Consider the following 20,072-nt stretch of genomic DNA (forward strand, 5'->3'; position numbering starts at 1 on the left):
GTTCTATAACGAACGAAGAATCAAGCTTGAGTTCGGTGGATTAAGTATTAATCAGCGTCGGCGCAAGCTGTTACTCTGAATATTCCTAAAAAATGTCCGCATCCCCTTTTGTCGTATAACCCCCGCACGGTCACGAGCTTTGTCGCGCTGAGTAGCGACATCCGTTCGCGTCATAGACCACAGTGAAGTTGCTCATTCATATAGTCCCAGCTCATCGGAGAGAGCAGTGAGTTCATCTGCGGCGTCACGTTGTTCTACATCTCGTTGGTGCTTATAATTTTGCACGTCGATAGCATGCAACCGTCGGTGTTTTCCGACTTTATACCCCTTGAGAGTGCCTTCATCAATAAGTTTGACGACATGGGGGCGTGAAACATTAAGCAGGTCTGCTGCCTGCTGAGTGGTTAGCTCTGCATTCGTTGGGATTATGCCAACAGTTTGTCCAGCGGCAGTTTTGCTCAAAATTTCGCAAAGCAAGTCGGCAACACTACGGGGAAGGCAAATCAACTCGTTTGTTCTATCAACTGTTACATGGAGGTCCTCGGCCCCAGGCGTGTTTTCAAGAACTTTTCTAAATTGTTGAAGAGCTTGGCGGGCAGTTGACCGACTGTGGGAGTTATTCGTTTGTTGCAGGCCTTTCATAATCTCAAACTAACAGATAAACGAAATAAACGAAAGGGTCAACAAGCGGTTTTCTACATTCTCGGAGCTAAACAGCTTCTTAGCCGATTATCTACGCATAATAGATGCATGCCGCTTCCTACTGAGTTCACTGTCCTCGATTTTGAAACCGCCAACGAGATGCGTGCGTCCGCATGCCAGATCGGCCTCGTGCGAATGAACGACCACGGCGAAACACTTGAGCGCTACAGCTCACTCATCAAACCAGACCCTGGATACGAGCACTTCCAGCCAATCAACATCTCGGTACACGGCATTAGAGAAACCGACGTCGCAGATGCCCCAACCATGCGGGAGCTGGCCAGCGACATCCAGGAATTCGTCGGCACGAGCCCCATCGTTGCACACAACATGGCCTTTGATTATTCCGTCTGGCGAGCGCACACCGAGCTGGGGAACCTGCCCGATTTTATAAATCCCCGGCTTTGCACGCTGCGCATGGCTCGATACCTGCTGCAACGCCCTACCGGAACGAACGGGCTGGAAAGCCTTATCCACGACTACTGCCCTGGCCTGGCATTCACACACCATGACGCCTCCGAGGACGCGCGGGTTACCGGCGAGCTATTCCTCGCGATGCTGCGACACCTGGAGATGTCCCTGGGACAACTCGTAAAGACCTTCGCACTCACGCAAGCACCGCGGCAAGGTTGATAAATCAGTGACGAAGAAGACAACTCAGCTGGTAGTCGGGGTGCCCTCGCCAACCACGTGGCGGCCAGGCATGGATGGCTCCAGAAAATGGTCAAAGCTCCAGCAAAATGGTGAAAGCCCGAGCGCTCGTGGAAAAAGGCGCGAAATTGACCGTGATGACAGAAAATGAATTCTTCGCCGCAATTGAGGAATAGGTAAAACCAACTATTCTGAAGGCATGAATACTGCGCCGTTGCTGCCCTATCTGGAGCCTGCCGTTATTGATCGCGGCCACGAGCTTTTCCACAGAAACGCAGCTGAGCTCACCGACATCCAACGTACTTTTAATGTGACGGAAGTCATTGGCAACTGCCTGGGCTCGCAGGGCGATTTATACCACCCGCATGTGGCTATGCATATTTCACCCGACGGTGTGCTCCGAGCATTCATCGGGCATTGTTCCTGCCCCTACGGGATTAATTGCAAGCATACTGCCGCACTGTATTTGACCTACATGGCAGCGAAGCACAAGCAGGCCGATGATCCTGTGCAGCCAGGGTGGAAGCGTGACTTAGACAATATTTTCTCCCCTGCCAGGCCAGGCGGCCTACCCCAGCGGTACCAGAGACAGCCATCCCAACCCCAGACGACGCAGGCTGAGCGTTCTACCCGGCTTGCACTCTTGTTTGATTATTCTCCGGCCGGTGTACGCGAAACCCACTGGGGTCCAATCAACGCACCGGCAAGCCTGTCTGTGGAATTGGTTCGCCCTACGAAAAACCAGATCAACAAACGTAGCTGGGCCAAAACCGACGTGAGCTTTCACCGCTTCCTTAATCAGACCTATGCGCCCACAATTTTGCCTGCTCATGAACAGGCAGCACAGAGATTAACGGATGCGTTTATCAACCACGAAATTTATTTCGATAGCCAGCACACGCTGGCACCTTTAACGCATATTGACAATGCAGAACCCCTCAAAGCCATCGCCAGTACCGCAGCAGAAGGCATCGAATTGGTCGATGCCACCAGCAATGGCCGCACCATCTTCCACGACGGCCTGGTACGCCCCTACCTAGCCCTTCACCAGCACGAAGATGGCGATATTCAGTTAACCGCAACACTGCACCTGCACGCTGCAGGCTTTATCGAACCAGAATTAGTGCTCGGATACCCCGGCTTTGGGGCGGTGTGGCGCGATGAAACCGAAACGCTCCACATTGCGCGTTTTACAGAACCAGCCAGTGAGCAATGGCGAAGGCTCCACGAAGTGGAACACACGGTGCGCATCCCGGACGAGGATAAAGATGAATTCGAAGAAGATTTTTTAGACCTCCTGGACAACAACACTCCGTGGATCAGCCCAGATAAATCTTTTACCCCAGGCCCGCCACCGGCCCCGCATCTGCGGCTCGATATTTCGACAGACAGGCAAGCCAACCACCCCTTAGCAGCGGAATTCACCTGGTATTTCGTATATGGCAGGCGCACAATCTCCCTGCCAGATGCCGGGCACGCTTCCGCTAATCCACGTCGCAACGCCGATGCCGAACAGGAACTGTTGGGATTACTCTGGTTCACGCCACGCAACGGCACCCTCCGCGGTGCAGAATTACTAGATTTCTTCCACACCGGGCTGCCACGGCTAGAACAACTGGGCGTCGACGTGCACATTGATGATGCCGCCCAACGCACAGCGGCACTGACCCCGGCGTCCGCCGTCGATGTCGCAGTTGCTGCCCAACGCGGAGCTAATGACTGGTTTGGCCTGGACGTGCAGGTTATGGTGGATCAACAGCCTGTTCCTATAGCGCAACTGATCGCAGCGTTGAACGATCCGCACCGGCTGCTCATCCTCGACAACGGCACCTATGCTGATTTGAACAATGAGGAATACGACGCCTTCGCCAGGTTGTTGGAAGAAGCACGCGCCCTGGGCGATACTCGTTCTTCCCGCCCGCAGGTTCCCCGCGTGCGCACGTCGTTTTGGGATGAGTTGGAAGCACTCGAATCCATCAATTTCACCCCGGATGAATGGCTACGCAGCGCCCTCGATGCAGTGCACGAACCAGTGGGAGAACTCGCCGTGCCAGCTGAGCTGCAGGCGGAGTTACGGCCCTACCAAGAAACTGGTTTTCGCTGGTTAGCGGGGCTCAATCGGCGTGGTTTTGGTGGTGTGCTTGCCGACGACATGGGCCTGGGCAAGACCCTGCAGGTGTTATCAATGATCGTCGATTCCCCGGAGCGCCCCTGGCTGGTGGTCGCACCAACGTCTGTAGTGAGTAACTGGGCACGTGAGGTAGCAAAATTCGCCCCACACCTGAAAGCGGCTACGGTGAATGCGACCAGCAAGCGTCGTGAAAAATCCCTTTCCCAGCTTGCTGACGATAACGACATTGTCATTACCTCATATACCTTGTTGCGCCTCGAAGCTGCCCAGTACCAGGACATCGACTGGGCCGGGGTAATTCTCGACGAAGCACAGCACGCGAAAAACCCTGCCTCGAAGATCTTCAGCACAATCCGCGACTTGCGGGTCGCCAAAAAATTCGCCATCACCGGCACCCCAATCGAAAACTCCCTATCCGATGCGTGGTCCATGTTTTCCCTGACCACCCCGGGATTGCTCGGCAACGTGAAACAATTCCGCGAGCACTTCGAACGGCCAATTTCCCGTGGCGACGACGCAAAAATGGAGGTGCTGCGCCAACGCACGTCCCCATTTTTACTGCGGCGGCGAAAAGCCGATGTGGCACTTGATCTTCCGCCAATCCAAACCCAGGTGGTTCCGGTGGAATTAGCTACTAACCACCGCAAGCTCTACGACCTGCATTTTGCTCGGGAGCGGCAGCGCATTCTGGGGCTGCTTGCCGACGATCCAGATCGCAACCGCATCGAGGTACTCGCTGCCATTACGCGGCTGCGGCAATTAGCCATTGATCCGCAGCTGGCTATCCCCGATTCCACGGCAACCTCATCCAAGTTGAGGGGCTTGGATGAGCTTTTAGAAAGCATCGTGCAAGAAGGCCACCGCGTGCTAATTTTCAGCCAATTCACCACCTTTTTGCGTAAAGTCCGTGAGCATTTGGATGCAGCTGACATTCCTACGAGCTATCTCGATGGCCAAACCAAAAACCGCCAGGACGTCATCGACGAGTTCAGCAATGGTGATAACCAAGTCTTTTTGATTAGCTTGAAAGCAGGCGGAGTGGGGCTCAACCTGACCTCTGCTAATTACGTGATTCTGCTTGATCCGTGGTGGAACCCGGCAGCAGAGCAACAAGCCATTGACCGTGCTCACCGCATTGGCCAAAAAGTTCCAGTGACTGTATTCCGTCTGGTGTCCATGGATACCATCGAAGATCAGGTTGTCGCCTTGCAGGATTCCAAGCGCGAGCTCATGGAAAACTTCTTAGAACCCGGCCAGTCTGGCCAGACCGGTGGTGTCGAATTAAACGCCGATGTCCTCCGGGAGCTCTTCGACACCGACTAGCACAATGGCTAGGGCAGCGGAGATAGCCAGGATGGCTCTACTCTAACAATGTTAGAGTAACTTTAGAGTAGATTTAATAGTAGACCGTTTCGGCTGGTCACGGGGATTTTCTACTCTAACATCTAGTGTTAGAGTACTTTAGAGTAGCTTTACAGTAGGCAGCGCTTCGCCGACAACACCAGGTCAAGTTTCTCCATCGGTTATTCGAGTGACCACGTAGCACGGGGATCATTCGGACTCTGTTTATGCCACACAACCAAGCCACGCGAATGCAACTCTTTCAAATGGCGCAGCACAGTAGGGCGCGCAAGACTTACTAACTCGGTGATTTCCCCAGTCCCTAATTGCTTTTGGGACTGCCGAAGCACTTTGAGAATTTCCAATGCTGCCCGGCCCAAATCTCGCGTTAAATCTGCTGGAATAGCATTACTTGCATGCAAAGTCAGCTTCACTGACTCGTTGACCTGCTCATACACTGGATCCACTAGCCCCGATGTGCGCATCTCCTGGAATATACGACGAATACCTTCACCTAATTCCTGAGTAATCCCGAGATCCGCGCACACCCTGGCGATGCGAGGGTTACGCGCATTCCGGCTAATCTGCTCTGGATTATCAATTCGATTCAGACCGAGGAACCTACCAGGATTAGTAATCTCTATACGGTTAGGAAAGATTTCTACCCGAATATGATCCCCGCCCATGCTGTACGAACGGTGAACCAACGCATTTACTAAACCTTCAAGCCAAGCATCCTTCGGAACAATTGCATGCGGAACAAACCGGCCAGCATCCCCTAATGCTTGCCGCTTTGGCATGAGCTGTTCAATTGCTTCTGTCGCTGCCGACAGCTGCTCAGGGATCGAGCCTTCAGCGCGTATATCTCCCCCGTGAACAAGATTTTGTCGGCGTCCAGCACCACGATCATTATCGTCGTAGCGCAAAATTCTTACATGCGCATTGGGATAAAAAATCTGCGGCCGGTGCGCAAACAATAGCGCTGCTGCAACTGTGACCTCGCCTTTTCGAGTTAATAAATCCCGTGCTTGCAACGCTAATTGCGGGCTTGATGATGTCAGCAACGCCCGGAATTCTTCTACTTTTTCCGGATCCAAAACCTCGTCGAAGCTGCCTCCACCAGGCACTGGCGTCGACTCAAACCGTGATGCTCCCCGATCCCATTCAAGCTCTTGCCGCTGAGCAAACGACAACTTCAGAGTGGAATCGCCCATACGCTGGTAGCAATCCCCACGGTTATCTTGGTGCACATACTCTGACATACCAACCCGAAACACCAAGACTTTACCGTCGGCCGTAGACAGCTCTTCTACCGATAACCGCACAGGTGGGTCAATGAAGTTATGAGCTACACGACGTAACTCGTTTTCCTGTTTGTCGCTGACTGGAGAAACTTTGCCACCATGCAAACCAGCAACCACTACGCCGCCTTCAGCATTTGCCATAGCGATTAAGGGTTTCGCGAAATCACTTGGCTTCACCGCACCCGATTTGCGTTCATACCACTGCGACTCTGGAAGTTTCAGAAGTGCCGATACTGCTTGCTCCGCCGGAAGCGATAAGGCTCGATCCACCTCTACTGCTGTCATGATTTCTACTCTAACATTGTTAGAGTAACTTTAGAGTAGATTTAATAGTAGGCTGTTTTGGCTGTTCATGGGGATTTTCTACTCTAACGTCTGGTGTTAGAGTACTTTAGAGTAGCTTTACAGTAGGTCTCACCGCTGAGCTCTGATCGCGCTGTCAGCTTAATCAATTGCAAAAGTGCGCTATCATAAATAACAACACGACCGGTTCCGCTCTCCACTCTTGGTGGAAGCCCAGTGCCGGTCCCTTTCATTATTTTCATTGGGCCCATTTTCACCGTGCCCACGGAATTCAAAGCACCCCACACTACCGCAGCTCCCGCAAGCCACCATCCAGGCGGCGGGTAATACCCTGTTCATCGAGATACTCCAGCAGCGGAATCGCTACCCGACGCGTAGTGCCCATCGCTTTCCGAGCAGCCGAGAGTGTAAACGGTTGCTCTAACTGCGCGATACGCTTTTTCGCCTCCTGCGGCGCACTCGGCAACAAAACGATCCCCTGGCCAAGCCGCAGCAATCGCCCGGCTTTTTCCGCCGCAGCCAACTGCTTGGCCCCCAACCGGAGTTCCTGCAGCTCATCCGCCTCCAGTGCGGCGAAGGGGTCGTCGGCAAGCCAGGTTTCCAGCTTGACGACGGATGCCTCCGCCTCGCCCAGATCCACCTTGTGCCCCGGCAGACGCAGCACGCCATCGGCTGGTTCCACCTTGGCGGCGGCCACCGCGATGCCCAACAGGGCATCCTCCTGCACGTCCAGCGTATCCATCGCAGCCTTACGCGGCATACCTGCGGCCAGCGGATTATCCTGCGCATGCTTGCCCAGCGCGACCAGAAGCTGATTTTTCCAGCGCGTGATCTGCCGGGCGGCGATCCACCACTGCCGGAAAGCAATAATGCCCTGCGGTGGGGCGGCTGGATCATCCACGGCAAACCCGGCACGCTGCAGCTTGGCCACGGGCACGTAACCGACGCGCTGCACATAGGCGGTGGGATCGGTGAACGGACTCGGGCTGGCCTCGGCAGTAGTTGTGGCATGGCTGGGGCTGACGTCGGCAAGCAAGGCCAACTCCTCTGCACGCCGACACGCCGCACCACGGCGGTTCAGCTCCGGCGGGTACACATCAATAACCTGCACCCCGGCACTCACGTGCCGCCCACCCGGGCTGCGCACCACGAAGCGATCCAACAACTGCAGCGGCAACGGATGCGCCAAACTCAAGCGCGCATAATCCGCGGACAACGGCCGCACGTGCGCCTCCAGCCCAGCAGTGCCAATGTGAACGACGATATTCTGTGGCAACTCATAAAACCCCTGGCCAAAGGTGCGGCGCACATCGATCTGTTCCACCAACTCCCACGCACCCGAGCTGAGCAAGCTGTGGCCGCGGTGGATGGCATCCGCACTGATCCCGCGCAGATTCACCGCCACCCGCGAAGTCGGCTCCAGCACCTGGTGGGCGGTGTTTTCACTGTGCAAGCCGCGTACTTCCACCACGCGGGTGCCGTCCGGGCTGGCCAGCTGCAAGGTATCACCCACCCGCAGCGTGCCCGCCGCCAACGTACCCGTGACCACGGTGCCAGCGCCTTTCACGGAAAACGCGCGGTCGATCCACACGCGCAACCGCGCCTGCGGGTCCGGGGCAGGCACCTGGGCCAGCACCTCGTCCAAAACCTGCCGCATCTGCGCGATGCCCTCACCGGTATGGGCGGAAACTTCTACCAGGGGTGCGTCGGCAAGCGCGGTGCCCGCCAGCTCATGGCGGACTTGGGCGGTGACCTCGGCGCGACGGGTGGCATCGGCGCGATCAGCACGGGTCAGGGCGATCAGCCCATGCTGGATGTCCAGCGCGCGCACGGCATCGCGGTGATCCGTAGACTGCTCCTGCCAACCTTCATCGGCAGCGACCACGAAAATGACCACCGGCGCCGGGCCCACACCAGCGAGCATATTGCCCAAAAACTTCTCGTGCCCCGGCACATCCACAAACGCCAGATCTGTGCCCGACGGCAAGGTAGTCCACACAAAGCCCAGATCAATGGTCAGCCCGCGGCGCTTTTCTTCCGCCCAGCGGTCCGGGTCCATATCCGTCAGGGCGCGCACCAAAGCGGATTTACCGTGGTCAACGTGCCCGGCGGTGGCAACGACGTGCATTTAGTTCGCCTCCTGACTGGGCTGTTGGGTGCGCTGGGCCTGTCGCGCGGGCTGAGTGTGCTGGGCCTGCCGCGCTTGCACGCCCCAGATGGTCTGGGCCAGCAGTTCATCCTGTTCTTCCGGTACGCAGCGCACATCCACCACACACTGGCCATCATGCACCCGCGCGAGCACCGGCGGGCTGGCCTGCCGCAACGGCGCAGCCAGCGACTCCGGCAGAGCCACCGCCACACCAGGCAACGGATACTCCGGCGCTCCCCCGCCGCCGACACGCCCTTCATGGGCCAGCACGCGGCCACCAGTGACGTCGGCAAGAGCCTGCGTGCGCTCACGATAACGCTGCGGATCAATATGCAACGCATCCTGCACGGCATTCGACGGCGTCGTTACCGCTGCTTGCAAGGCATTCAGCCGCAACTTATCAATGCGCACCGCCCGCGCCAACGGATGCTTTTTCATTTTCGCAATCGCCTCGGCACTCCCCAGCACAATGCCCGCCTGCGGGCCGCCAAGCAGCTTATCGCCACTAGCAATCACCACATCCGCCCCCGCAACCAGCTGACTATGAATATCTGGCTCCTCCGGCAACGCGGGATCATGCGTGAGCAGACCCGAACCCAGATCCACCAGCAAGTACTTGCCGTGGGTGCGCGAGAGCTGGCGCAGCTTGTCGACGCCCACCGCAGCCGTGAATCCTTCCATCCGGAAATTCGACGGGTGCACTTTCAAAATCGCGCCAGTATCCGCGGTGATCGCGTTTTCATAATCCGCCAGGTGCGTGCGGTTGGTCGCGCCGATCTCGCGCAGGCGCGTCGCGGTGGATTCGATGAGCTCCGGCAAGCGGAAACCAGCACCAATCTCAATCAGCTCACCGCGGGAAATAATCACTTCTTGGTTCGGTGCCAGCGCCGCCGTGGCCAGCAACAACGCGGAAGCCCCGTTGTTAACAATCAGCGCGTCCTCCGCCGCCGGGCACGCATCCAGCAACGCCTGGGTAGCTCCCGCCCCGCGGTTTTTCGATCGCTTACCGCTGGCCAGATCCATTTCCACGTCCGTATACGAAGCCGCCGCCTGCAGTGCTTCCACGGCAGCCGGTGGCAGCGGGGCGCGGCCCAGGTTGGTGTGGATGATCACCCCGGTGGCGTTAATGACCGGGCGCAGAGCAAACGGCTGCTGCGCGCGCAGGTTCTCAGCAATGCGCTCTGCAATGGAATCGACGGCAATGGCCCCGCGGCGGGCGTCGGCAAGAACGTTTTTTATGGCCGCACGGATGGTGTGCTCTGCGAGCTTCTCACGTGCCGCTTCGACGGCGGGAAGCTGCAACAGTTGATCCATCTTCGGAATATTCCGGCGGGGATCGTTATCAGGCGTTAAAGGATCAGGCACCGTGGCGACCTCCTTGCGGGGCGGGAAGCTTGCCTGCGTTGTGGCAAAATTTGTGGCGGAGACGGACAGGAATCGAACCTGCCAGACCGAGATGCTCGGCCTCACCGGTTTTGAAGACCGGGGCGCCCACCAGGAACGCATACGCCTCCATCGCGTCAGTTTACTAGGGCGCCGGTGCACGGTGAGGGAGTAGGCAGCAGAATAATGAGTACACCGATGCAGCGACGGCACACAGGTAGCATAGGCCTATGAGTGACGAAGCTGGAAGCAATAACATCAACCTCACCTCGTTTGCCGCCGGCGGTGGTTGCGCTTGCAAGATCCCAGCCGGGGAGTTGGAATCGGCCGTCGAGGGCCTGATCGGCAAAGCCGACCCCAACGTGCTGGTCGGGCTGGACGACGGCGACGATGCCGCGGCCGTGAAAATCCAGGACGGGCTGGCGGTGATCTCCACCGCGGACTTTTTCACTCCCATGCTCAACGACCCGTATGACTGGGGCCGAGTAGCTGCCGCGAACGCGCTTTCCGACGTCTACGCCATGGGCGGCACCCCGGTGACCGCGATCAACCTGGTGGGCTGGCCCAACGACATACTCGGCCTGGACGTGCTGCGCGAGGTCCTACGCGGCGGTATGGATGTGGCCACCCAAGCAGGCATTTCTGTCACCGGTGGGCACTCGATCACCGCTCCGGAACCGATGTACGGCATGGCTGCCACCGGCATTGTCGCACCAGAAAAACTCATGCGTAACGACGCCGCCCAGCCCGGTTTGCCCATCACGCTGACCAAGCCGATCGGCGTGGGAATTCTGAATAACAAGCACAAAGCCACCGGGGAGGTTTCCCAGGCAGCTGTTGATTCCATGACCGCCCTCAACCGCGAAGCTTCGCAGGCCGCGCTGGCGGCGGGCGCAAAGGCGGCCACCGATGTCACCGGCTTCGGTTTGCTAGGCCATTTGTACAAAATGTGCCGGGCATCCGGGGTGGCCGCGGAGCTGGACTTTTCCGCAGTCCCCGCCATCGACGGCGCCAAGGAAGCGCTTGCCGACGGCTTCATCCCCGGCGGTTCACGCCGCAACCTGGACTGGGTGCGCCCGCGCTTGTCGGTGGAATCGGAGGCGATTTCGGAAGAAGACTTGATCTTCCTGGCCGACGCCCAAACCTCCGGCGGCTTGCTGGTCATCGGCGAAGTACCTGGTTACCCGGTTATCGGCCGCACTGTAGAACGCGCCATGGAACCCACTGGGGAAGGCAACGGTGGTAGCGGCACCGGCGAGAACACCGCGTATATCTCGGTGCGCTAGCGCTGCTTTAGTCCGGTGCCACCACCTCTAATCCGGCGACACCACGGGCACGCTAATCCGGCGTCACCACGTCGCCAGCTAAGCCTTGCTGCTCGCGGCGGCGCTGCGCACGACGCTTCTGCGGCTCAATGGTGGTGGCCGGATCTTTCACTGCCTCCAGCCCGGCGTCCAACACCCCGAAGCGCGTGCAAGCAGAACCAGCCAACAATGACAGGCCCGAAAGCACCGAGACCGCACGGGATTTCGTCAGCGCCGACACCACAGCACCCACACCACCAGCGGCAATGAGGTATTCCGAGGCCTTCATGAGCTTGCCGGACTTGCCGTGGTGTAAAGCCTCGCGCGGTTCCGGCTCCATGCCATTTTCCAGTACTTTCGTGGCCACCAGATCACTCACAGCCGCACCCATGGCCAACGCGCGGGCTGGGCCTGCACTATCCACTGGCGTGGTAACCATCGCACACCCCGACGACGCCGCCGCCGCCGAGGACACAAACACATACGGCAGGTGGTTTTTCATGTCATTCCACACCGGGTTCGAGGTATTCGACAACAGCACCGCCGTATAACCAGCTAGCGGGCCACCCAAGAAACCGGTGACCGCACCGGCTGGCCCGGCGAGTTTCCGCAGCGCAGTGCGCGCGAACTTCGGCAACGGAAGACCAGAACGGCCTGCAAGCTCATCAATTTCCACGACGGCCGGAATCGCCGAAGCACTGGCGAAGCTCATCAAAATCCACGAGCCCACAGACATCGGCGAGGTCACCTTGAACACGCGGAACATATTCAACGCGCGTTCCGGCCGGCCCAAGTCCAGAATCAAAAACACGGAGCCGAGCGAGGCAGCAGAAAGCGTCGTCAAGCGAGTTGTGCGCAGCAACGGCTTGTTACCGGTGGCCTGCGCGCCCGCGGCCAGCATGCCGGAGCCGCCGCTGACACCGCCGAGGAACAAATAAACGCCAATTGGCCACTCCCACGGCGGAGCTTTGACGACGGGTTTGCCGTAGTAGGAAGAAAACTCGAAGTCTTCTGCCATCCGCTCTTCTTTGGAACCATCCTGCGCACCCGCACCTGGGCGTTTGCGCTTCTTCTTCGGCTTCGTGCCATCGAATTTTCGGTAGCGGTTGGGGCGCTCGCCCTGCGGTGGGCGGTATTCGTCGAAGTTGCTCACTTCCGGCCTCCCATAACAAACGCACCAGCCACCGCCAATGCCATGCCACCGATGGCCTTCACAGCGGTCTTATACATCTGCGGCAAATCGGCCGTCGGCACGCGCGGGTCTGGCGGCAAACCATAGACCTCGGGCGAATCCAGCAGCAAGAAAATCGAACCCGTGCCGCCCACGCCGTCCTGGTTGTTCGCGCCGTACAGACGGGCCTCGGTCAGCCCCTGTTCATGCAACACGCGCACGCGTTGTTTCGCCGCGGCCAGCATGTCCTCGTAAGTGCCGAACTGAATAGAATCCGTCGGGCAGGTCTTCGAACACGCTGGTTGCTCGCCGACTTTCAGCCGGTCATAGCACATAGTGCATTTCTGGGCGACGCCAATATTTTTAATCGGCATGGACTTACCCGGGGTGTGGTCAATTTTGTTCGGGCCCTGCAGCCCGCGCTGCTTCAACTTCGCCAGCACGTTCACCCCGGCGTGCGAGTTGTCGTGGTGCTCCACGGTGGCGGTTTTGTCCTGCTTCAGCGTCACCCCGCCGTCGTCACGACGCTCAATAACACCAAACGGGCACCCAGCCACACACGTGCCGCAACCATTGCACACATCATCTTGCACGACGACGGTGCCGAACTCCGTGCGAAACAGCGCGCCCGTCGGGCACACGTCCAGGCAGCCGGCGTTGGTGCAGTGCTTGCATACGTCCGAGGACATCAACCAGCGGAAAGAATCCGTATCCGGCGGGGTGGTGTTGGTGGTCTCTGTTGCAGCGCCAGCGGGGCTACCGGTTTCCGAGCCCGCGCTCAAGCCAGTCTGGCCAGCGTTCCCGCCTTGCCCACCGATCGTCGGCATGCCCAACGAAATCAGTTTCTTGCCCTCTGCACGGGACTGCTCAATGCGGTCGTTGTTCTGCTCCACAAACGCCACGTGCCGCCAGGTATTCGCCCCCAGCGCGCCGGTGTTGTCGTAGGAATCACCCGTAACCTCGTAGCCTTCCACGGGGTTGCGGTTCCACTCTTTGCAGGCGACCTCGCAGGCCTTGCAGCCAATGCAGACCGATGTATCCGTGAAAAACGCCATGCGCTGATAGTCGTCATAACCATTCGAGGAGGCGTTTTCGGTCAGAAGCATAGTCCTTTACTTCCCTTCTTCGCTCTCATCGGGGTTGTGCTGGTCAGCGCGATTCTCCGGCCCATACTCAGACTTGCCGACGGCATCCAGGCGTTGTTGCTCCGAAGCAGCATCGGACACACCGCCGTCCTCGCCGGTAAGCAACTCGTTACCACTGTCCACGGTCAGCTGCGCACGCCGCTGATATTCCACCAGCAAATCCCGGCGCGCCTGCCCGCGGGGGCGTCGGCCCGGCTGAATATCGCAGGCACCGATCTTCGAATTCTGGATGAACACGTTCGGCTCCAGCGTCAGCCCCAGCAGATCATTAGCACCGTCACCAGCAACTGCTGTGGTATCCGAGTCACCATAGTGGAACGGCAAGCCAATCTGGTGGAATTCCTCGCCGTTGATCTGCATCATCTGTATGCGGTCAGTGACCAGCACCTGCGCTTCGATCACGCCACGCGGAGAAATGATCGTCGCCCACTCGCCGTTTTCCAGCCCGCGCTTGGCGGCTAGATCCTTATCCACTTCACAGAACAAGCCCGGTTGCAGCTCTGCGAGGTACGGCAGGCGTCGCGTCATGGCACCCGAGGTATACATCTCCGTCAACCGGTAGGTAGAGAAGACGAATGGGAAGACCTCGGATCCTGGCTTGCCCGGCTCCGGACGCGAGAGGTTATCCTCCCGTTTGATCGGCATGCGCGTCGGCGATTGTTGCTGGGTATACAGGATATTTCCCACCGGCGATTCGTGCGGTTCGTAGTGCGTCGGCAAGGGCCCATCCGACAGACCGCTAGGCGCGAACAACCAACCGCGCCCGTCGGCCTGCATGATGAAAGCGTCGGTGCCATCCAGTGCGTCCGGGCCCACGGCGTCGGCAGGCGCCTTGTAGTCCGGGGCTTTGTCCACGGGGAAATCCGGCACGTCGTCGCCAACCCATTTGCCAGCGTCCTTGTCCCACCACACGTACTTCTTGCGCTCTGACCAGGGGGTTCCGTCTGGGCGGGCCGAGGCACGGTTATACAAGATGCGGCGGTTCGACGGCCAGACCCAGCCCCAATCCAGCGCGACCTCGTTTTGCTCACGGCCCGGGACCTTCTTTTGCGAATGGTTGATGCCGTCTTTGTACACGCCGGTATAAATCCAGCAGCCGCCCGAGGTGGTGCCGTCGGCTTTCATCTCCGTGTAGCTCGGCAACAACTCACCCTTGTGCGGCCCATCCAGGTAGTAGCCGTTGATCTCTTTGAGCACATCCTCCGGGTTCGGCTCGCCTTCCTCGGTTTCCACGTAATCCCAGGTGAGTTTCTGCACCGGCAGATCTCGTGGATCCGTCGAATCCGCCAGGCGCTGCTTGATCTTCTTGCCCAACTGGTAGAAGAACCACAAATCGCTCTTGGCATCGCCCGGCGAAGGCGCGGCTTTGAAACGCCATTGCAGCATGCGCTGGGTTTGCGTGAACGTACCGGCTTTTTCCGCGTGCGTGGCCGCAGGCAGCAAGAAGACCTCCGTGCCGATCTCCTCGGTTTTCAGCTCGCCAGTTTTGATCTCTGGCGCATCCTTCCAGAATGACGCCGTTTCAATCTCTTGGAAATCGCGCACGACCAGCCACTTCAGCGCGGCCAAACCACGGCGCTGCATACCACCGTTGGATTGCGCCACCGCCGGGTTCTGCCCAAAGACCAGGTAACCTTCCACAGCACCTTCCAGCATCGCCTCCAACGTCTGGTAGGTGGAATGCGCACCGGAAATCCGCGGCATCAGATCATAGCCCCAGTTGTTCTCCGCCGTCGCCGCATCGCCCCAGTAGGACTTCATCAATGAGACCGCGTAGCTCTCACCGAGCTGCCAGAAGCCTTTCTGCGAGTCCTCCCGAATCTCGTCACAGTATTCCTGCCAGCTTTGCTTGTCGACGCTGGGCATCGGCAAGTAACCCGGCAGGGAATGGAACAACGTCGGAATGTCTGTCGAGCCCTGGATCGAGGCGTGCCCGCGCAACGCCATGATGCCAGAGCCCGGGCGGCCCACGTTACCCATCAGCAACTGCAAAATCGCGGCAGTGCGGATGAACTGCGCGCCCAACGTGTGCTGGGTAAAGCCCAACGCGTAGGCAAAACACGTGGTGCGATCCGGCTTGGAGTTATCCGCGATCGAATTAGCCAGGTAGTAGAAATCTTCCTGCGAGATGCCACAGGTTTCTTCCACCAACTCCGGGGTATAGCGCGCGAAATGGCGCTTCAGAATTTGGAACACACTGCGCGGGTGCTGCAGGCTGTCATCGCGTTCCACGTTCCAGGACGAGCCGTCGTCTTTGCTCTCGTACTGCCAGGTATCGGTGACGTATTTGCCGGTTTGTGGATCAAAACCAGAAAACAGTCCGTCGAGATCCTCAGTGTCCTGGTAGTCCTCAGAAACCAGCATCGGCGCATTGGTATAAGCAACGACGTAGTCGTGGAAGTACAGGTCATTATCCAGCATGTACTTGATCAATGCACCCAACAGCACAACGTCAGTGCCGCCGCGAATACCAATGTGGCGGTTCGCAAAAGCCGAGGTGCGCGTGTAGCGCGGGTCGACGTGAATGATGCGGGCGCCCCGCTTTTTCGCTTCCACTACCCACTGGAAACCCACCGGGTGGCATTCCGCCATGTTCGAACCCTCGATGACAATGCAATCGGCGTTCGCCATATCCTGCAGCGGTTGCGTGGCACCGCCGCGGCCAAAGGAAGTTCCTAAACTAGGAACTGTGGCGGAGTGTCATATGCGCGCCTGGTTTTCTACCTGGATCGCGCCAGTAGCGGTAAACAGCTTTTTAATCAGGTAATTTTCCTCGTTATCCAGCGTCGCACCGCCCAGCCCGGCGATGCCCATGGTGCGGTTGAGCCTGCGACCTTCGTCGTCAGTATCCTGCCAGCCGTTACGACGGGCTTCCAGGTAACGATCAGCGATCATGTCCATCGCGGTATCTTCATCCAATTCCTGCCATTCGGTGGAATAGGGCGCGCGGTATTTGATCGTGGTTAACCGCGACGCAGAGTTAATCAGCTGCTCAGAAGCCGAGCCCTTCGGGCACAACCGGCCACGGGAAATCGGCGAGTCTGGGTCGCCTTCCACCTGGATGACCCGATCGTCTTTGACGTAAATGCGCTGCGAACAGCCCACCGCGCAATACGGACAGACGGATTGGACCACCCGGTCTGCCTCCTCGATGCGACCACGCGTGTCTTTGCTTTTTTGCGACTGCGTGTTGACGTCCCTACCAAAAGGGTCTCTGCCGCGGATCTGGCGCACAACGGGCCAGTTGAGGGGGCTAAAACGAGACATGCATTTAATGTATTCCGCGCAGGGCCAAAAATCCAGCAAGGCAAGCCTTGGCATTAGAAAATTAGATCCAGCCGCGAAGCTCTGCCGAGTATCACACCCCGAGACTATTGTGTGGGCCATCACAGCAGGTCACGGACACTTCTGTTTTTACATAAGAATATATTTTCGTGTCGTGTTGCGCCCCGAAAACTAGGGGGAGTACAGTCAAGGAAACACTGTTGAACAGAATGGTTCACAAAGAATAGACCGATCTGTTCACAACGAACGAAATTTAGCCCTCTAAACTCACGCGCTAAGGACACTTATGGCACACAAAAACTCCGCGCAGGCGTCGACAAGCACGCCCGAGCACACAGAAACCAAGCACAAGCTCCCCGGCTGGGCCACCGGCTTCGGCGCACAAGTGATCGCCGGCTTAATCATCGGCGTGATCTTAGGATTAGTTGCCTCCACCATGGACACCGACCCGGAAAACCCGGGCTGGCTGACCAGCATTCTTAGCAACGTCGGCAGCGCCTACGTGCAGTTGCTGAAAGTCATGGTGCCACCGCTGATCTTCGCCGCAGTGGTTACCTCTGTGGCGAACCTGCGCAAGGTCACCAACGCCGCATCGCTCGCATTTTCCACGCTGCTGTGGTTCGCGATCACCGCGTTTTTCTCCGTTATCGTCGGCATCGTCGTCGCCCTGGTGCTGAAGCCGGGCGTCGGCACCAGCGTGGATGCCTCGCAGGCCCAAGACCCATCCAGCATGGGTTCGTGGACGGCCTTCTTCGAGCAATTGCTGCCGCAGAACTTCTTCGGGCTGAATGCGTCGGTCAGCGACGGCGAAGTTTCACTGAGCTTCGGCGCCCTACAGCTGCTGGTCATTTCCCTGGCCATTGGCATCGCCGCGGTGAAAGCAGGCAAGGCCGCGGATCCATTCCTGCGGTTTACCGAATCCTTCTTGAAGGTCATCCAGGTAGTGCTGTGGTGGATCATCCGCCTGGCGCCTATCGGCACCGCCGCACTGATTGGTAAAGCCGTCGCCACCTACGGCTGGGACGCAATGGGCTCACTAGGCAAATTCGTGCTCGCAGTCTACATCGGCCTGGCCCTGGTTTTCCTGGTGGTCTACCCGGCCGTCATGAAGGCACACAACATCCCAGTCTTTGGTTTTTACAAGCGAATCTGGCCAGTTATTTCCTTGGGCTTTGTCACCCGTTCCTCGATGGGCGTCATGCCAGCAACGCAACGCTTCAGCGAACGCGCCGTGGGCGTTCCCCGCGAGTACGCCTCCTTCGCCATTCCGCTGGGCGCAACCACCAAGATGGACGGCTGCGCCTCGGTCTACCCTGCCGTCGCCGCAATCTTCGTCGCCCAGTTCTACGGCATAGACCTGGACTTCACCCAGTACCTGCTGATCATCTTTGTTTCCGTCATTGGTTCCGCAGCCACCGCGGGCACCACCGGCGCCACCGTCATGCTGACGCTGACCTTGTCGACGCTGGGTCTGCCACTGGCTGGCGTGGGCTTGCTGCTGGCCGTCGAACCCATCGTCGACATGGGCCGTACCGCGCTGAACGTCACCGGTCAGATTCTGGCTGCAACCGTCGTCGCCAAGCGCGCCGGCATCCAAGACATGGATGTATGGGATGCTGCCGAAAACGGTGTCAACGACCTGCTGAATGACGACGCGCAGGATGATGACTCGCTAGACAATGTTTCACTGGATGACGACGCTCGGAACTACGATTCCGCCGCACCGGCTGGTGCTGGTGCTGGGGCCCGTGCTGAGGCTAGTGAGGATTTTTATGCGCCAAACAGATCTAATGGGATGACAGCAACCCCATCATCACGTCGATAAGCATGCTCACCGGTGTTTACTACGACCATATCCACCAGGTCTTCACCTAGTTTCTCCTTGAGCCAATGCAGGTGCTCCACATCATCGTCATTGATATGCGCAGCTAGTTTCACCTCAATGGCGATGACATCACCATCCTGGTTTTGCACGATCAGGTCTACTTCGTGATCACCTTTTGCCGTACGACAGTGCGCAACGCTTCCAAATAGCGATTCGGCAGCAACCCGAACGGATAACGTGGCCAAAGATTCAAACAAAGGCCCCAAAAAATGTGCAAACCGCGAAGTATTCAGCTTCGCGCGCGGTATCCGCAACAGCCGCATCGCCAAGGCTGGGTCTGCAAGCTGATGTTTTGGCGCTCGTGCCAATCCTGCGAAAGCCCCCCGCTGCGGCGACCAGGCTTTGACTGGATCAAGCATCCAGATCTCCGAAAGCTTTTCCCGGTAAGTCATGGTCGTGGACTTAGCCGGTTTCTTCCCTTCACCCGGCGTAGCTGCATCAAGAATTTCTGAATACCCAGTGGTAGTAGAACTCGCAGCGGCATACGCCGTCAACCACCGCAACAAACCATCGCGGTTTCGCGCTGTATAACCCTGATCGGGAAGATCACGGTCAACAATTCGCTCAATATAAGAATCCAAGTATTCATTACGCACAATTTCTGGCGCACGATAAATTCCGGGAAACCCACTACAGGCGATGTGCTCGATGTAATCGTTCAGCGAAAGCGTGCTGTCCCCCGATATTTGCGCGCGGGATTCGAAGAGTTCGGATAATCTCACAGACGGGTTTATGCCCTCCCGTTCGAAGAGCGCAAGCGGGCGCATGCGTACGCTCAAAATCCGCCCTGCCCCGCTGTGCGTATCAACTCCTATTTGCGGCGTCGCCGACCCCGTCAATAAAAACCTTCCGGCCCCAGCCCCATCATCGACCGCGCGGCGGACATAATCCCAGCTTTCGGGATGCTTTTGCCACTCATCAAGCAGAATCGTGCCTTCATCGAATGAGTGGAACCCTGGATCTGCCCTGAGGCGCTCACGGCCAGTCGTCGTATCTAATCGAATTTCTGTTTCTGCGCGACGACGTGCAGTCTCCGTTTTCCCCACACCCTTCGGGCCATCAATCGCCACCGCTGACGCAAACGGCAATAAGGTATCTAATTGCTGGTCAATCGCTCGAAATAAATAATCCACTGTTTAATCCTACTTATTTTCCGTATTTTATCGGTCGAATTTTCCGCGACTTACGCTACTTATTTTACCCGTTCTACGCTACTTATTTTCCATACTGCGCCGTAATGGTCACTATATGACGGCGAAGAATCAAACGAATGACTTTTCGATATTAAGCACATTCCAGCACTCCCATTCTGGATCTT

General features: G+C 57.9%; 12 protein-coding genes and 1 tRNA gene. 4 read left to right on the forward strand and 9 right to left on the reverse strand.

All coding sequences use genetic code 11. The features are described 5' to 3' along the window. Positions 1–192: 192 nt before the first annotated feature. Complete coding sequence (locus U1140_RS04740) at positions 193–642, reverse strand: helix-turn-helix domain-containing protein (RefSeq protein WP_369846390.1); 450 nt, start codon at positions 640–642, stop codon at positions 193–195. Positions 643–750: 108 nt separating this feature from the next. Here U1140_RS04740 and U1140_RS04745 point away from each other — a divergent pair, with 108 nt between their 5' ends. After that, entirely contained in the window at positions 751–1,335 is a 585-nt protein-coding gene (locus U1140_RS04745) for an exonuclease domain-containing protein (RefSeq protein ID WP_369846391.1), read from the forward strand. Positions 1,336–1,552: 217 nt separating this feature from the next. Continuing rightward, on the forward strand, positions 1,553–4,807 hold the full coding sequence (locus tag U1140_RS04750) for an SNF2-related protein (protein WP_369846392.1): 3,255 nt from the start codon (positions 1,553–1,555) through the stop codon (positions 4,805–4,807). Between the two features lie 200 nt (positions 4,808–5,007). Here the strand turns inward: U1140_RS04750 and U1140_RS04755 are convergent, their stop codons facing one another. The 4 genes from U1140_RS04755 to U1140_RS04770 all read right to left on the reverse strand — a co-directional run bounded on the left by U1140_RS04755 (position 5,008) and on the right by U1140_RS04770 (position 10,095). Then, entirely contained in the window at positions 5,008–6,414 is a 1,407-nt protein-coding gene (locus U1140_RS04755; protein WP_369846393.1) for an ATP-binding protein, read from the reverse strand. A 304-nt stretch (positions 6,415–6,718) separates the two neighbouring features. After that, complete coding sequence (gene selB, locus U1140_RS04760; protein ID WP_369846394.1) at positions 6,719–8,560, reverse strand: selenocysteine-specific translation elongation factor; 1,842 nt, start codon at positions 8,558–8,560, stop codon at positions 6,719–6,721. Next, a complete protein-coding gene (gene selA, locus U1140_RS04765; RefSeq protein WP_369846395.1) occupies positions 8,561–9,946 on the reverse strand; it encodes an L-seryl-tRNA(Sec) selenium transferase in 1,386 nt (461 codons plus the stop codon). It lies immediately after the preceding gene. 53 nt (positions 9,947–9,999) lie between these two features. After that, a tRNA-Sec gene (locus U1140_RS04770) sits at positions 10,000–10,095 on the reverse strand. Positions 10,096–10,194: 99 nt separating this feature from the next. Between U1140_RS04770 and selD the strand changes: the two genes are divergently transcribed. Next, positions 10,195–11,250 (forward strand): selenide, water dikinase SelD, encoded by a 1,056-nt coding sequence (selD, locus tag U1140_RS04775; RefSeq protein ID WP_369846396.1) that lies wholly within the window; start codon positions 10,195–10,197, stop codon positions 11,248–11,250. A gap of 52 nt (positions 11,251–11,302) precedes the next feature. Here the strand turns inward: selD and nrfD are convergent, their stop codons facing one another. Genes nrfD through fdnG form a run of 3 tightly spaced genes read right to left on the reverse strand, consistent with a single transcriptional unit; the run spans position 11,303 to position 16,851 of the window. After that, positions 11,303–12,421: an NrfD/PsrC family molybdoenzyme membrane anchor subunit gene (gene nrfD / locus U1140_RS04780; RefSeq protein ID WP_369846397.1), complete on the reverse strand. Its 1,119-nt coding sequence runs from the start codon at positions 12,419–12,421 to the stop codon at positions 11,303–11,305. Next, on the reverse strand, positions 12,418–13,545 hold the full coding sequence (locus U1140_RS04785) for a 4Fe-4S dicluster domain-containing protein (protein WP_369846398.1): 1,128 nt from the start codon (positions 13,543–13,545) through the stop codon (positions 12,418–12,420). Before U1140_RS04785 ends, nrfD begins: the two co-directional genes overlap by 4 nt. 6 nt (positions 13,546–13,551) lie before the next feature. Continuing rightward, positions 13,552–16,851, reverse strand: coding sequence for a formate dehydrogenase-N subunit alpha (fdnG, locus tag U1140_RS04790; RefSeq protein WP_369846399.1), 3,300 nt, complete (start codon positions 16,849–16,851; stop codon positions 13,552–13,554). A gap of 304 nt (positions 16,852–17,155) precedes the next feature. On the opposite strand from fdnG, the gene U1140_RS04795 reads away from it, so the two are divergent. Next, on the forward strand, positions 17,156–18,694 hold the full coding sequence (locus tag U1140_RS04795) for a dicarboxylate/amino acid:cation symporter (protein WP_369846400.1): 1,539 nt from the start codon (positions 17,156–17,158) through the stop codon (positions 18,692–18,694). Here the strand turns inward: U1140_RS04795 and U1140_RS04800 are convergent. After that, entirely contained in the window at positions 18,640–19,887 is a 1,248-nt protein-coding gene (locus U1140_RS04800; RefSeq protein WP_369846401.1) for an ATP-binding protein, read from the reverse strand. The genes U1140_RS04795 and U1140_RS04800 overlap by 55 nt on opposite strands. Positions 19,888–20,072 lie beyond the last annotated feature (185 nt).

Origin of the sequence: Corynebacterium drakensteinense (genome assembly GCF_041224285.1) — a bacterium.
In the GTDB taxonomy this organism is placed as follows: Bacteria; Actinomycetota; Actinomycetes; order Mycobacteriales; family Mycobacteriaceae; genus Corynebacterium.